12 protein-coding genes are annotated in these 14414 nt (G+C 42.4%); 10 read left to right on the top strand and 2 right to left on the bottom strand.

Annotated features, from left to right (window positions below; all coding sequences use genetic code 11):
• Nucleotides 1-51: 51 nt before the first annotated feature.
• A complete protein-coding gene (locus ACTJJH_RS13825; RefSeq protein WP_440601302.1) occupies nucleotides 52-1197 on the top strand; it encodes a DUF1624 domain-containing protein in 1146 nt (381 codons plus the stop codon).
• Between the two features lie 41 nt (nucleotides 1198-1238).
• Here the strand turns inward: ACTJJH_RS13825 and ACTJJH_RS13830 are convergent, their stop codons facing one another.
• Complete coding sequence (locus tag ACTJJH_RS13830; protein ID WP_005804788.1) at nucleotides 1239-1706, bottom strand: Lrp/AsnC ligand binding domain-containing protein; 468 nt, start codon at nucleotides 1704-1706, stop codon at nucleotides 1239-1241.
• 136 nt (nucleotides 1707-1842) lie between these two features.
• Here ACTJJH_RS13830 and ACTJJH_RS13835 point away from each other — a divergent pair, with 136 nt between their 5' ends.
• The 5 genes from ACTJJH_RS13835 (at nucleotide 1843) to ACTJJH_RS13855 (ending at nucleotide 8004) form a co-directional block, all read left to right on the top strand.
• Nucleotides 1843-3108 carry a D-amino acid dehydrogenase gene (locus ACTJJH_RS13835; protein WP_002118025.1) on the top strand — a complete coding sequence of 422 codons (1266 nt, stop codon included), beginning with the start codon at nucleotides 1843-1845 and terminating at the stop codon, nucleotides 3106-3108.
• 20 nt (nucleotides 3109-3128) lie between these two features.
• On the top strand, nucleotides 3129-4232 hold the full coding sequence (gene alr, locus ACTJJH_RS13840) for an alanine racemase (RefSeq protein ID WP_202733431.1): 1104 nt from the start codon (nucleotides 3129-3131) through the stop codon (nucleotides 4230-4232).
• Nucleotides 4233-4242: 10 nt separating this feature from the next.
• Entirely contained in the window at nucleotides 4243-4602 is a 360-nt protein-coding gene (locus ACTJJH_RS13845) for a RidA family protein (RefSeq protein ID WP_202733430.1), read from the top strand.
• A gap of 161 nt (nucleotides 4603-4763) precedes the next feature.
• Nucleotides 4764-6203: an amino acid permease gene (locus ACTJJH_RS13850; RefSeq protein ID WP_002118023.1), complete on the top strand. Its 1440-nt coding sequence runs from the start codon at nucleotides 4764-4766 to the stop codon at nucleotides 6201-6203.
• A gap of 370 nt (nucleotides 6204-6573) precedes the next feature.
• Entirely contained in the window at nucleotides 6574-8004 is a 1431-nt protein-coding gene (locus ACTJJH_RS13855; RefSeq protein WP_032037163.1) for an amino acid permease, read from the top strand.
• A gap of 62 nt (nucleotides 8005-8066) precedes the next feature.
• Here ACTJJH_RS13855 and ACTJJH_RS13860 read toward each other — a convergent pair whose 3' ends face one another.
• A complete protein-coding gene (locus ACTJJH_RS13860) occupies nucleotides 8067-8948 on the bottom strand; it encodes a LysR family transcriptional regulator (RefSeq protein ID WP_057067783.1) in 882 nt (293 codons plus the stop codon).
• 165 nt (nucleotides 8949-9113) lie between these two features.
• Here ACTJJH_RS13860 and ACTJJH_RS13865 point away from each other — a divergent pair, with 165 nt between their 5' ends.
• The 4 genes from ACTJJH_RS13865 (at nucleotide 9114) to ACTJJH_RS13880 (ending at nucleotide 14398) form a co-directional block, all read left to right on the top strand.
• Complete coding sequence (locus ACTJJH_RS13865; protein WP_440601303.1) at nucleotides 9114-10631, top strand: CoA-acylating methylmalonate-semialdehyde dehydrogenase; 1518 nt, start codon at nucleotides 9114-9116, stop codon at nucleotides 10629-10631.
• A gap of 11 nt (nucleotides 10632-10642) precedes the next feature.
• The gene (gene mmsB, locus ACTJJH_RS13870; protein ID WP_044102490.1) at nucleotides 10643-11533 is read left to right on the top strand and encodes a 3-hydroxyisobutyrate dehydrogenase; all 891 of its coding nucleotides are present in this window, start codon (nucleotides 10643-10645) and stop codon (nucleotides 11531-11533) included.
• Nucleotides 11534-11609: 76 nt separating this feature from the next.
• On the top strand, nucleotides 11610-13259 hold the full coding sequence (locus ACTJJH_RS13875; RefSeq protein ID WP_440601304.1) for an AMP-binding protein: 1650 nt from the start codon (nucleotides 11610-11612) through the stop codon (nucleotides 13257-13259).
• 11 nt (nucleotides 13260-13270) lie between these two features.
• Nucleotides 13271-14398, top strand: a complete 1128-nt coding sequence (locus ACTJJH_RS13880; RefSeq protein WP_440601305.1) for an acyl-CoA dehydrogenase family protein — start codon at nucleotides 13271-13273, stop codon at nucleotides 14396-14398.
• Nucleotides 14399-14414 lie beyond the last annotated feature (16 nt).

The raw sequence follows: 14414 nt of genomic DNA on the forward strand, positions 1-14414 counted from the left end.
AAGGAATTAAATGTAATAGTATAACGTTACATTATTTTGTTGATTACCGCTATGTCTATAGAAAAAAATATTGAACGTTTACAGTCGATTGATGCTTTACGTGGTCTGGTCATCATTATTATGTTGCTCGACCATGTAAGAGAAACTTTCTATTTACATAAACAGGTTACTGATCCAATGGACGTAACAGTAACAGAACCGGCTTTATTTGGCAGTCGTTTATTGGCCCATATTTGTGCTCCGGTTTTTGTACTTTTAACCGGTATTTCTGCTTTTTTATTTCAGTCAAAAAAACAAGACTTACAGCAAACACGTGCTTTTTTATTAAAACGTGGCTTATTTTTGATTGTACTAGAGCTCACGCTGGTGAACTTTGCATGGACAGCAACTTTTCCACCCGAAGTCATTTATTTACAAGTGATCTGGGCGATTGGTATTAGCATGGTGGTGCTAGCGTGCTGTGTAAGTTTGCCTTTGCCTGTTCTTGCGGGCGCAGGTTTGGTTATTGTTTTTGGGCACAATTTATTAGATTCAGTACATTTCTCTCAAGGCATCTTACAAAATATATGGTTTGTTTTACATGACCGTGGTTGGCTTGAGTTTGCAGGCATCAAGCTTCGCACAAGCTATCCTGTTTTACCTTGGATTGGCGTGATTTTATTGGGCTATGCGCTAGGTCAGTTCTTTAGTTCAAAATATTCAGCAAAGCAAAGAAGCCGCACTTTACTTAGCCTTGGTTTAGTAAGTATTGGATTGTTTGTTTTACTGCGTTTTATCAATGTCTATGGCGACCAGCCGTGGCAACATTTTGAGTCATTACAACTTAGCCTTATGAGCTTTTTTAACCTCACTAAGTATCCACCGTCTTTATTATTTATTTTGCTGAATGTTGGAATTGGCTTGCTTGCGCTTGTTGCTTTTGAGCGTATGCAGCAATATTCATTCCTAAAACCCTTGGTGGTGTTTGGCTCGGTGCCTATGTTCTTTTACTTACTGCATTTATATGTGTTGAAACTCATGTATGTGTTTGCACTCAGTGTGTGGGGAGCTAACTACGGAAACTATTTGTCGGTCAATCATGTGTGGATGCTATGGTTAATCACGATTGTGTTGTCTTTTGCACTCTACCCAGCGGTTAAATGGTTCTCGAAGTTCAAACATCAAAACAAACATATTTCGATTTTAAAATATTTCTAATTTTCAAAACGTGAGTAAAGCGAATTCAATGAAGCTTCGCTTTACTTGCTTACATCGAGATATAGAGTTTCTTTGACTTCTTCCATAACCACATAACTGTGTGACGATGCCGAAGCAGGGAGTTTCTTTAGCAGATCTCCTAATAAGCGGCGGTATGCACTCATTTCTTTTAAACGCGCTTTTACAAGGTAGTCAAATTCGCCAGAAATAAGGTGACATTCGAGCACTTCAGGAATCTCGACTAAATCTCTAGCCACCTGATCAAACACATCGCCAGATTTGGCAGATAACTTAATTTCTAAAAAGACAAGCAGGTTACGGTCCACAAAGGCTGGGTTTAGCCGAGCGTAATAACCCATGATAATGCCATCGCGTTCTAGGCGTTTTACACGCTCTGAACAAGGGGTGGTCGACAGGTTAACTCTCGATGCCAATTCACTAATCGCAATTCGTCCTTCACGCTGCAAAATGTCCAGAATCATGCGATCTATACGATCTAAGGGGCGCATAGATATTTCCTCTTTTTTTTAAATTCTCGCGAGAAAAACATAAATTTACCTAGATTATAGCCTGAAAAACAGTGAAATAAACTATTGAAGCAGAAATATACTAGTTAAATAAACTGGTGTGCGTGAGGGAATGGAAATGCGCGTAATTGTTTTAGGTAGCGGCGTTATTGGAGTGGCAAGTGCCTATTATCTAGCTCAACAAGGAGCTGAGGTTACTGTTCTCGATCGCCAGTCAGGTCCTGCTGAAGAAACAAGCTTTGGTAATGCAGGTCAAATTTCGCCTGGGTATTCTACTCCTTGGGCAGCACCAGGAATCCCTTTTAAAGCTGTGAAATGGATGTTCCAACACCATGCACCGCTTGCGATTAATTTAGATGGCAGCATGTGGCAATTACAGTGGATGGCTCAAATGCTAAAAAACTGTAATCCGCAAAGTTATGCTGTGAACAAAGAACGTATGATGCGCGTGGCTGAATATAGCCGTGACTGCTTACGTGAACTTAGAAAAGATACAGGCATTAATTACGAAAACCGTGCAAAAGGCACGTTGCAGTTATTCCGTAAAGAAGCACAAATGGAAGCGGTTCAACGTGACATTAGCGTGCTACAAGAATGCGGCGTAAGCTACGAATTATTAAATGGCAATGAACTTGGTCGTGTAGAACCAGCGCTGGCAAATGCACAAGATAAACTGGTTGGTGGTTTACATTTACCAAATGATGAAACAGGTGACTGTTATTTATTTACCAATGCTTTAGCTCAAATTGCTAAGGAGTTGGGTGTTAACTTCCAGTTCAACCAGAATGTAGAAAAATTGATTGTTGAAGGCGATGAAATTAAGGGCGTTCAGGTCAATGGTAAAGTTTTAACTGCAGATCGTTATGTCTTAGCATTTGGTAGCTATTCACGTGATTTCTTGAAACCACTTGATCTACAGTTACCTGTATATCCTGTGAAAGGTTATTCGTTGACAATTCCAATTGTTGACCCTGCTTTTGCTCCACAATCTACAGTGCTTGATGAAACCTACAAAATTGCGATTACTCGTTTTGACCAACGTATTCGCGTAGGTGGTATGGCTGAGTTAAGTGGCTTTAACTTAGGCCTGAATGAAGACCGCCGTGCAACATTGCAAATGGTGACTCAGGACTTGTTCCCGGGCGGCGATATGGCACAGGCGTCTTTTTGGACTGGTTTACGTCCAATGACACCAGACAGTACACCGATTATTGGCGCAACTCGCTTTAAAAATCTGTTCTTGAATACAGGTCACGGTACTCTAGGCTGGACGATGGCGTGTGGTTCAGGAAAATTAATCAGTGACATCGTATTGAATCACAAGACTGATATCAGTACCGATGGCCTTTCAATTCAGCGTTATTCACACGCGCATGCTGCATAACGGACGTTAGGAAAGTAATCATGCCTCGTCCTATTACCGCAGTCATCCACCGTCAAGCCTTACAAAACAACTTGGCGGTGGTACGCAAGGCTATGCCAAACAGTAAGGTCTTTGCCGTTGTAAAAGCCAATGCTTATGGACACGGAATTGAACGTGTTTATGAAGCGTTTAAAGCAGCAGATGGCTTTGCCTTACTTGATCTTGATGAAGCAAAACGCATTCGTGCTTTAGGTTGGACAGGTCCAATTTTATTGCTCGAAGGAATTTTCTCTCCTCAAGATTTATTTGATTGTGTGCAATATCAACTCAGTTTCACCATTCATAGTGAAGCGCAAATTGAGTGGGTAGAAAAGCATCCTTATCCAGCTCAATTTGATGTTTTCTTGAAAATGAATAGTGGAATGAACCGTCTTGGTTTTAAACCACAGCATTATGTGCAGGCTTGGGAACGGTTAAATAACTTGGCAAATGTGTCCAAGATTACGCACATGATGCATTTTTCTGATGCAGATGGCGAGCGTTTTGGCCAGCAAGGCATTGATTATCAAATCACTGCATTTGAAGAAATTATTAAAGATTTACCGGGTGAAAGGTCGGTAAGTAATAGTGCGGCAATTCTGCGTTATCAAGACCAGCTCAAATCAGATTATGCCCGTAGCGGCATCATGCTCTATGGCAGCTCGCCAGACTACCCGACGCATAGTATTGCAGACTGGGGCTTACAACCGACCATGAGCTTACGCAGTGAAATTATTTCCGTTCAGTATTTAGAGCCGAATGAAAGCGTAGGTTATGGCTCAAACTTTGTCGCAGAGCAGCCCATGACGATTGGGATTGTTGCTTGCGGCTATGCCGATGGTTATCAACGTATTTCACCAACAGGTACGCCTGTTTTAGTGGACTCTGTCCGCACTCGTACAATTGGTCGCGTCAGCATGGATATGTTGGCAGTCGATTTAACGGGTATTGACAGTGCCAAAGTTGGCAGTGAAGTCGTGCTCTGGGGCCAATCAAGTAAAGGCGTCGTTTTACCTATTGATGATGTCGCAATTTCATCCGGTACGGTGGGCTATGAATTGATGTGTGCCGTCACCGCCCGTGTTCAATTTATTAATCAGGTATAAGGAAATCCGAATGTCTAATTCAGATATACAAAAGATCAATACTAACGAAGTCATGAGTGCCGTGACTGTCTTTAACAAAGTGGTTTATCTATCAGGTCAGGTGCCTAAAAATACCGAGCAAGACGTGGCAGGCCAAACTCGTGAAATTCTTGCAACGATTGATGAACTTTTGGCATTAGCCAATACCGACAAATCTCGCTTGCTCTCTGCACAGCTCTATTTGAAAAATCTTTCTGACTTTTCAGCCGTAAATGCAATTTGGGTTGACTGGTTAAAAGGGTGTGTTGCTCCATCGCGTGCCACAATTCAGGCCGATTTGGTCAATCCAGATTGGTTAATTGAAATTGCCGTGACGGCAGCACAAAAGTAATTCGTTTTTACTCCAAAAATGATGATGTATCTAACAGAAGGAAGATAGATACGGTTTAACCAGTCATTTTTGGTGAACAGATTCAGTGACCTATGGCATACGGTTCAATTTTCGCCGTAGGTTGCTGATCTTAACAAAGGAATTCAAAAAGGAATTTTAATATGACAACGGCTCGTCATTCAGATACGGAAAATTCTCCTGATCATCTGCAACGAAAACTGTCTAACCGTCATTTACAACTGATTGCAATTGGCGGTGCAATTGGAACCGGCCTATTTATGGGTTCGGGCAAAACTATCTCCCTCGCAGGTCCTTCAATCCTTTTGATCTATATGATTATTGGAGGAATGTTCTTTTTCTTAATGCGTGCAATGGGCGAGTTGCTCCTTGCAAATCTGCATTACAAATCTTTTGTTGATATGGCTCATGACTTAATTGGTCCTTGGGCTGGTTACTATTTGGGCTGGACTTATTGGTTAGGTTGGGTGCTGGTGGGTATTGCGGACCTTTCAGCAGTCATTAACTATTTAGGTTTCTGGCTACCAGATGGCGCAAGTTTCTCACCAATACAGCAAGCCATGATTAGCGCAGGTTGTGTGTTGTTTGTGATGGGCCTTAATCTACTGACAGTACGCCTATTTGGTGAAATCGAATTCTGGTTTGCGCTGATTAAGATCTTGGCGATTATTGGTCTGATCGGAGTGGGCGGCTACATGATTTTCAGCCATTTCCAAGCTCCGCAAGGCGCTGTTGCAAGCATTAGTAATGTTTGGTCGCATGGCGGTTTATTCCCGAAAGGTACAGAAGGCTTCTTGGCAGGATTCCAGATTGCTGTATTTGCTTTTGTCGGGGTTGAACTTGTAGGTACAACGGCTGCTGAAACCAAAGACCCGCAGAAGAACTTACCGAAAGCGATTAATGCGATTCCGGTACGTATTATTTTGTTCTATGTGTTGGCACTGTTTATTGTGATGTCAGTAACACCGTGGGACCATATTCGTGCAGACAAAAGTCCGTTTGTTGAGTTGTTCTTAAATGCGGGTATCCCTGTTTCAGCCATCATCATGAACTTAGTTGTACTTTCTTCGGTGATGTCTTCAATGAACAGCGGCGTGTTTTCAACTAGCCGTATGTTGTTTGGTTTATCAAAAGACGGTCAGGCACCGGGTGCATTTGGTCGTTTATCAAAACGCGCAGTTCCTTCAAATGGTTTGATTTTCTCTTGTACCTTTATCATGGGCGGAGCGGTGCTTCAGTACTTTGTTCCAAACACGATGGAAGCATTTACTTTGGCAAGTTCACTTTGTGTGATTCTATTCATTAGTGTCTGGAGTCTCATCATGGTGTGCTATTTACGCTACCGTAAATTACGTCCTGAATTACATGAAAAATCAACATTCAAAATGCCAGGTGGCGTTTGGATGAGTTATGTTGTTTTGGCATTCATGCTTTTCACTTTAGTTATTTTGGCATTAGAGCCAGATACATTGAAAGCTCTATATGTCAGTCCAGTATGGCTGGTCATTTTAGGTGTTACCTATCATGTGCTCTATAAACCACGTATGAAAAAACTAGGACGTGAACTCGTCAACGATCATTAAGTTTTATTAAAAAGCCAATCAATCATGATTGGCTTTTTTTATTTTTATTAGATTTTTTATCGGAATAATATTGTTTATTTTTGGATCAATAGAGCAGTTTGGAGAGTATTGAAAAAGTACATATAGCAGGATCACATGCTACACTTCGGCTAATCTGGAAACCCAGATTGATTAATTAAAATTGCCGTGAAGGCAGTACATAAATAATGTGACTTAAAAAAATCAGGACAAACGATTTATCAATTAAGGAAAAAATATACTTGAACATCTTGTCCTGAGGTATAGACTCAGCAACCCACGATATACGGTTCGTTTTTCTCCCTATAGGTTGCTGATTTAAGTTAAGCAAAATATAAAAAGGACTTCTAATATGACAATGGTTCATCATTCTGATGAGGCAAGCTCCCCTGATCATTTACAACGGAAATTAAATAATCGCCATCTACAAATGATTGCAATTGGCGGTGCAATTGGAACCGGCTTATTTATGGGCTCGGGCAAAACCATCTCCCTCGCAGGTCCTTCAATCCTCGTTATCTACATGATAATTGGTGGCATGTTCTTTTTTCTGATGCGTGCATTGGGTGAACTACTGCTTGCCAACTTACATTACAAATCATTTGTCGATATGGCTTATGATTTGATCGGACCATGGGCTGGCTATTATATAGGCTGGACTTATTGGTTAGGCTGGGTACTGGTCGGTATTGCTGATTTGTCTGCGGTCATTAACTATTTAAGTTTCTGGCTGCCCGAAGGTGCCAGTTTCTCACCCATGCAACAAGCCATGATTAGTTCAGGCTGTGTACTATTCATTTTAGGGCTTAACCTTCTTACCGTTAAGCTATTTGGTGAAGTTGAATTTTGGTTCGCACTCATTAAGATTTTAGCCATTATTGGCCTAATCGGAGTAGGTGGCTACATGATTTTTACTCATTTCCAAGCTCCGCATGGTGAGGTTGTGAGTGTAAGTAACGTGTGGTCTCATGGCGGCATATTTCCAAAAGGCGTAAGCGGATTTTTGGCAGGTTTTCAGATTGCCGTGTTTGCCTTCATTGGCGTTGAATTGATTGGTACAACGGCTGCTGAAACGAAAGATCCAGAGAAAAATCTACCGAAGGCAATTAACGCGATTCCTGTACGTATTATTTTATTCTATGTGTTGGCACTCTTTGTGGTGATGTCTGTAACTCCTTGGGATCACATTCGTGCAGATAAGAGCCCGTTTGTTGAGTTGTTCTTAAATGCAGGTATTCCTATTTCAGCCATCATCATGAACTTGGTTGTACTGTCTTCGGTGATGTCTTCAATGAACAGCGGTGTGTTTTCAACCAGTCGTATGCTGTTCGGTTTATCGAAAGATGGTCAGGCGCCAAGTGCATTGGGGCGTTTATCAAAACGTGCCGTACCTTCAAATGGTTTAATCTTCTCATGTATTTTCATTATGGGTGGGGCAGTGCTTCAGTACTTTGTTCCAAACACGATGGAAGCATTTACTTTGGCAAGTTCACTCTGTGTGATTCTCTTTATTAGTGTATGGCTTCTGATCATGGCATGCTATTTACGTTACCGTAAGTTAAGTCCAGAGTTACATGCTAAATCGACCTTTAAAATGCCGGGTGGGGTGTTGATGGCGTATGTTGTCATTGCATTCTTCTTGTTCACTTTAGTGATTTTGGCACTAGAGCCAGATACATTAAAAGCGGTATACGTGAGTCCAGTATGGTTGGTAGTTTTAAGCGTTACGTATTTTGTGTTCTATAAGCCACGTATCAAAAAATTAGACCAAGAACTCGTTTAATGAACTATAAATGATTTCAAAAAAAGCCAATCATAAGTGATTGGCTTTTTTATTTAGGCTTTTTAATCAACCAACAAATGCTGATATTTATCGGCTTGTTTACGCAAATAGTCCCAAACTAACTTAATGCGCGGTTCATGTTGTAAATCAACAAAGGTCAGCATCCAAAACGTATGGGTAAAGCGAACTTGTTGCTCTAGCACCTCTTCAAGTTCCTGTTTATCATCTGCCAAAAACTTGGGCAAAATCGCAAGTCCTGCACCCGCACTTACCGCAATTTGCTGGGCCAAAATACTGCTGCTACGGAAGTTGGCATTCAGCTTCAAAGGTAAACGTTCTAAACAGTACAGCTCAGGGCTATACACCAGATCATCAATATAGTTCACAAAGCGATGTTGGGTTAAATCTTCTAAGGCTCGGATAGGCGGGTTTTGGGCCAGATAGTTTTTGCTACCATAAATTTTTAAACAATAATCTGATAATCGCGTAATGATGTAAGGGCCAGACGTAGGACGATCAATTGACACCACAATATCTGCCTCACGGTGTGAAAGCTTAATCATTTTTGGCACTGGAATTAGGTCGATGGTGAGTAGTGGGTATTGAATCGAGAACTCAGCCAGTAAGCGAGCTAAAAACGCAGTACCAAAACCTTCAGGTGTGCCAATTCGCACACGACCTTGCAAAGGTTGATGTGGTTTTTCAATTTGTAAGAAAGCTTGTTCCATTTGCTCAACTCGAGGAACAAGTGCCATTCCTTCGAGTGTCAGCTCATAACCCGTCGCTTCACGCTTAAACAGCGTTGTACCCAAAGCAAGTTCTAGGGCCTGAATCCGTCTAGCCACCGTACTGTGCTCGACACCAATAATACGTGCAGCATTGGTCAAGGTTTTAGTCCGAGCTAAAACCAGAAAAAAATGTAGATGATCCCAATCCACTTTCATTTTTGTTGTCATCCTTGTGCATATTTGCACAACAATCGTGCATGAATTTCCGTTGGTGGTCAAAGTTTTCTTTGCTAGTCTCAATTGAAACTGGAATAAAGAAAATACATAGATAAGTATTTTCTAATAATTGAACACAATAAAAATATGGCCTACGGAGAGGTTATGAACACAATCCAAAAAATCGAATTGGAAACCGCTAAATTACTCATTAACGGAAATTTTATCGAATCTGAAACACAGGAATGGCAAGACATTGTTAATCCTGCGACTCAGGAAGTGATTGGTCGCGTACCATTTGCAACGGTTAAAGAAGTTGACGCTGCTATTCAAGCTGCACAAGATGCTTTTGCTTCTTGGCGTCAGACTCCAATTCAGGCACGTATGCGCATCATGCTTAAGTTACAAGACTTGATTCGTGCCAACATGAAAGAAATTGCACAAGTACTAACGGCTGAACAAGGCAAAACTTTGGCCGATGCTGAAGGCGATATTCAACGTGGTTTAGAAGTGGTTGAACATGCCTGTTCGGTCGGCACTTTGCAAATGGGTGAATATGTTGAAGGTGTTGCGCGTGGTGTAGACACTTACACATTGCAGCAACCTTTGGGTGTTTGTGCGGGTATTACGCCGTTTAATTTCCCAGCCATGATTCCGCTTTGGATGTTCCCAATGGCAATCGTGTGCGGCAATACATTTGTTTTAAAACCATCAGAACAAGATCCGTTATCAACCATGATGCTGGTTGAACTTGCGATTCAAGCAGGTATTCCGGCAGGTGTGCTGAACGTTGTGCACGGCGGTAAAGAAGTGGTTGACCGTTTGTGTACCCATAAAGATATTAAAGCGATTTCATTTGTAGGTTCAACTGCGGTTGGCACACATGTTTATAACCTTGCAGGACAACATGGTAAACGCGTGCAGTCGATGATGGGTGCAAAAAACCATGTTGTGGTCATGCCTGATGCCAATAAAGAACAAACCTTAAATGCTTTGGTGGGTGCAGCGTTTGGTGCGGCTGGGCAACGTTGTATGGCATTGTCTGTTGCAGTCCTGGTTGGCGACAGCAAACAGTGGATTCAAGAGCTAGTCGAAAAAGCGAAGACTTTAAAAGTAAATGCAGGCCATGAGCCAAATACTGACATTGGTCCAGTGATTTCAAAACGTGCTAAAGCGCGAGTGCTAGACTTAATTAATAGCGGTGTTGAGCAAGGTGCAGAGTTGCTACTCGATGGTCGCGATGTTCAAGTTCAAGGCTATGAATCGGGCAACTTCGTGGGTGCAACGATTTTTAGTGGCGTAAATACCGACATGCGTATTTATAAAGAAGAAATCTTTGGTCCTGTCCTTTCAATTATTTGTGTAGACACACTTGATGAAGCGATTGCGCTTATCAACGCCAACCCATTTGGTAACGGTGTAGGTCTATTTACACAAAGCGGTGCGATTGCACGTACTTTCCAAAACTTAATTGATATTGGTCAAGTTGGTATCAATATTCCAATTCCTGTGCCAGTGCCTTTCTTTAGTTTTACCGGTTCAAGAGGTTCGAAACTGGGTGATTTGGGGCCATACGGCAAACAAGCTGTGCAGTTCTATACTCAAACCAAAACCATTACCAGTCGCTGGTTTGAAGATAGCCATGAAGTTGGCGGTGTAAATACAACAATTAGTTTACGTTAAGGGGATCACGGATGAATATCGCCTTTATCGGTCTAGGCAATATGGGCGGCAAAATGGCCCATAACCTACTTAAAGCCGGACTCAATGTTTATGGATATGACCTCAGTGAAGTTGCGATTCAGCACTTCGCCGAGGCAGGTGGGGTGGTGTGTGATAGCCCACAGGATGCAGCTAAACAAGCAGATGTGGTCATTACCATGTTGCCTGCGGCAAAGCATGTTAAAGAAGTTTACTTAGGTGAAAATGGTGTTTTAGAAGTACTAAAAGCAGGTAGCTTATGCATTGATAGCAGTACCATTGACCCACAAACCATTAAAGACATTGCTGCTGCTGCGCATAGTAAAAATATTAAAATCTGTGATGCACCCGTCTCTGGTGGAACCATTGGTGCTCAAGCAGGAACCTTAACCTTTATGGTGGGTGCCGATGATCAAACCTTTAATGAAGTAAAACCTGTACTTAGCCACATGGGTAAAAATATAGTTCATTGTGGTGATGTCGGCGCAGGTCAAATTGCCAAAATCTGCAATAACCTGATTTTAGGTATTTCAATGGCTGCTGTTGCCGAAGGTATGGCGCTGGGTGTGAAGCTAGGTATTGACCCACAAGCATTGGCAGGCGTCATTAATACTTCAAGCGGTCGTTGCTGGAGCTCGGACGTATGTAACCCATGGCCGCATATTAATGAAAATGCGCCAGCATCTCGAGGTTACCAAGACGGCTTTGCAACTCAGCTGATGCTAAAAGATTTAGGACTCGCTGTCGAAGCGGCAGGCCAAGTCAAACAGCCAGTCGTATTAGGTGGCATGGTGCAACAGCTGTATCAGCAAATGTGCATGCGCGGTAATGCCAATCTCGATTTTTCGAGCATTATTCAGCAATACCTGCCACAAGAGGCATAACGGTAAAGCCAAAGGATGGCTTTAAACACATAAACCCTGTCGTGAATAACAACAAATCCGGACTGAGGGAAAAGATATGATGGATTATCAAAATGCTGCACAGACTTTCGATTTGGAAAGCACTGCAAAACAGATGTTATCAGGTTCACTTGATGCCTTAAATGCTTGTTATGAATGCTGTGATCGACACGCAGATGGCGACAAAATTGCACTGTATTGGCAAGGAAAAGATGGACGAAAAGAGCAATATACCTTCCGTGAATTAAAAGAGTGGTCAAGTCAGTTTGCCAACTTTCTAAAATCACAAGGTGTAAAAGCAGGCGACCGTATTTCAGGTCTATTACCAAGAACACCTGAATTGATCGTGACTATTTTTGCAGCTTGGCGAATTGGTGCAGTCTATCAACCACTCTTTACTGCGTTTGGCCCAAAAGCGATTGAGCACCGTATTCAGCTTGCACAAAGTAAGCTGGTGGTGACCGATATGGGCAACCGTAGCAAGCTTGATGAAATTGAAAATTGCCCTGCAATTGTGACTGTCGCCGACGCACAAGGTACTCCCCTTAAAGCAGGCGATTTTAACTTTTGGAATGAAGTAAAACAGCAGTCTGATCAATGTGATTTGGTTATGCGTAGCATCCAAGATCCTTTCTTATTGATGTTTACTTCAGGCACTACAGGGCCAGCTAAACCATTGGAAGTGCCATTAAAAGCACTAATTGCCTTTGGTCGATATATGCAAGATGCCATTGGTTTAACCGAAGAAGATTCGTTTTGGAATATTGCCGATCCGGGTTGGGCGTATGGTCTGTACTATGCGATTACTGGGCCGTTATTCTTGGGTCACGCTACTTTGTTTTATGAAGGTGGTTTCAGCACAGATAGCTTATGCCAAATTGTGAAAGATTATAAAGTTAACAACTTGGCAGGTGCACCAACGGCTTACCGTATGATGATGGCGGCTGATCCAGCACAAATGACGCCGTTAAAAGGGCAGTTCCGTGTAGTGAGCAGTGCAGGCGAACCACTGAATCCAGAAGTAATACGTTGGTTTAAACAAATGCTTGATGCTCCGATTTATGACCATTACGGACAAACTGAAGTGGGCATGGTGGTGTGTAATCATCATGGTTTAAAACATGAAATTCATGCTGGTTCAGCAGGTTTCCCAAGTCCGGGCTATCGCGTTGCTATTGTCAATGAACAAGGTGAAGAACTTCCGCCAGATACACCGGGAATTTTAGCAGTCGACATTAGCCAGTCTCCAATGATGTGGTTCGGCGGCTATAAAGAAAGTCGCAAATCGCCCTTCATTGGTCACTACTATTTAACTGGCGACACTGCTGAGCTTCATGCCGATGGCAGCATGAGCTTTGTAGGTCGCAGTGATGATGTAATCACTACATCGGGCTATCGGATTGGGCCTTTCGATGTAGAAAGCGCTTTACTCGAACATGATGCAGTGGTTGAGGCCGCAGTGATTGGTGTGCCTGACCCAGACCGTACCGAAGTGGTTAAGGCATTTGTAATTTTAGCTGCGGATGCTCAACCTTCCGATACACTTGCTGAACAACTCAGCCAATTTGTGAAAAAACGACTTTCTGCACATGCTTACCCACGTTTAGTTGAATTTGTGAGTGAATTACCTAAAACTCCAAGTGGTAAAATTCAGCGCTTTTTATTGCGTAATCAAGAAATTGCTAAACAACAAGCTAAAGCAGGGTAAAGGAAATAATAATGCAATTTACCGAAGAACAATTACTCATTCGTGATATGGCGAAAAGTTTCGCCCAAGAACAAATTAAGCCTAATGCCAGCGATTGGGACCGAGATGGAACTTTCCCAAAAGAAACGCTGACTCAAATGGGGCAACTGGGTTTTATGGGTATGCTTGTTTCAGAGCAATGGGGCGGTTCAGATACGGGTAACTTAGCCTATGTATTGGCTCTTGAAGAAGTAGCGGCAGCAGATGGCGCAACCTCAACCATTATGAGCGTACACAACTCGGTTGGCTGTGTGCCTATTTTAAAATTTGGTACCGACGAGCAAAAAGAGCGTTTTTTAAAGCCTTTGGCGCAAGGTGAAATGATCGGTGCTTTTGCTTTAACTGAACCACATACTGGCTCAGATGCGGGAGCCATTAAAACCCGAGCGTTGAAAGATGGCGACGATTATATTTTAAATGGTGCTAAGCAGTTTATTACCTCTGGTAATAATGCTGGTGTCATTATTGTGTTTGCGGTGACCGACCCGAGTGCAGGTAAAAAGGGTATTAGTGCATTTTTAGTCCCACGCGAGTCACCGGGTTACGAAGTGATTCGTGTTGAAGAAAAACTGGGTCTGCATGCGTCGGATACCTGCCAAATTGCGCTGACAGATGTACGCATCCATAAAAGTCTCATGCTGGGTAAAGAAGGTGAAGGTCTGAAAATTGCTCTCGCCAATTTAGAAGGTGGACGTATTGGTATTGCTGCACAAGCAGTCGGTTTAGCACGTGCGGCACTTGAAGAAGCGACCCGTTATGCCAAAGAACGTATTACTTTTGGAAAACCAATTTTTGAGCATCAAACCATCGCGTTTCGCCTTGCTAGCATGGCAACTGAAATTGAAGCAGCGAGACAACTGGTTCACTACGCTGCGCGTTTAAAAGAAGCAGGTCAACCATGTCTCCATGAAGCTTCAATGGCCAAGTTATTTGCTTCAGAAATGACTGAACGTGTGTGCTCGAGTGCGCTACAAGTGTTTGGTGGTTATGGCTATCTCAGAGACTTCCCAATTGAACGTATCTATCGTGATGCACGTATTTGCCAAATTTACGAAGGTACGAGTGATATCCAGCGTTTAGTGATTGCACGTAGTCTATAAAATCAGAACAAGGAAT

The organism is Acinetobacter sp. 22301, assembly GCF_052045285.1.
GTDB classification, from domain to species: Bacteria; Pseudomonadota; Gammaproteobacteria; order Pseudomonadales; family Moraxellaceae; genus Acinetobacter; species Acinetobacter pittii.

What these genes read in the sequence shown, in the direction of transcription:
- ACTJJH_RS13880 (WP_440601305.1), top strand. Translation starts at nt 13,271, where the DNA reads ATGCAATTTACCGAAGAACAATTACTCATTCGTGATATGGCGAAAAGT.
- ACTJJH_RS13865 (WP_440601303.1), top strand. Translation starts at nt 9,114, where the DNA reads ATGAACACAATCCAAAAAATCGAATTGGAAACCGCTAAATTACTCATT.
- ACTJJH_RS13855 (WP_032037163.1), top strand. Translation starts at nt 6,574, where the DNA reads ATGACAATGGTTCATCATTCTGATGAGGCAAGCTCCCCTGATCATTTA.
- ACTJJH_RS13830 (WP_005804788.1), bottom strand. Translation starts at nt 1,706, where the DNA reads ATGCGCCCCTTAGATCGTATAGATCGCATGATTCTGGACATTTTGCAG.
- ACTJJH_RS13835 (WP_002118025.1), top strand. Translation starts at nt 1,843, where the DNA reads ATGCGCGTAATTGTTTTAGGTAGCGGCGTTATTGGAGTGGCAAGTGCC.
- ACTJJH_RS13860 (WP_057067783.1), bottom strand. Translation starts at nt 8,948, where the DNA reads ATGAAAGTGGATTGGGATCATCTACATTTTTTTCTGGTTTTAGCTCGG.
- alr (WP_202733431.1), top strand. Translation starts at nt 3,129, where the DNA reads ATGCCTCGTCCTATTACCGCAGTCATCCACCGTCAAGCCTTACAAAAC.
- ACTJJH_RS13850 (WP_002118023.1), top strand. Translation starts at nt 4,764, where the DNA reads ATGACAACGGCTCGTCATTCAGATACGGAAAATTCTCCTGATCATCTG.
- ACTJJH_RS13825 (WP_440601302.1), top strand. Translation starts at nt 52, where the DNA reads ATGTCTATAGAAAAAAATATTGAACGTTTACAGTCGATTGATGCTTTA.
- ACTJJH_RS13845 (WP_202733430.1), top strand. Translation starts at nt 4,243, where the DNA reads ATGTCTAATTCAGATATACAAAAGATCAATACTAACGAAGTCATGAGT.
- mmsB (WP_044102490.1), top strand. Translation starts at nt 10,643, where the DNA reads ATGAATATCGCCTTTATCGGTCTAGGCAATATGGGCGGCAAAATGGCC.
- ACTJJH_RS13875 (WP_440601304.1), top strand. Translation starts at nt 11,610, where the DNA reads ATGATGGATTATCAAAATGCTGCACAGACTTTCGATTTGGAAAGCACT.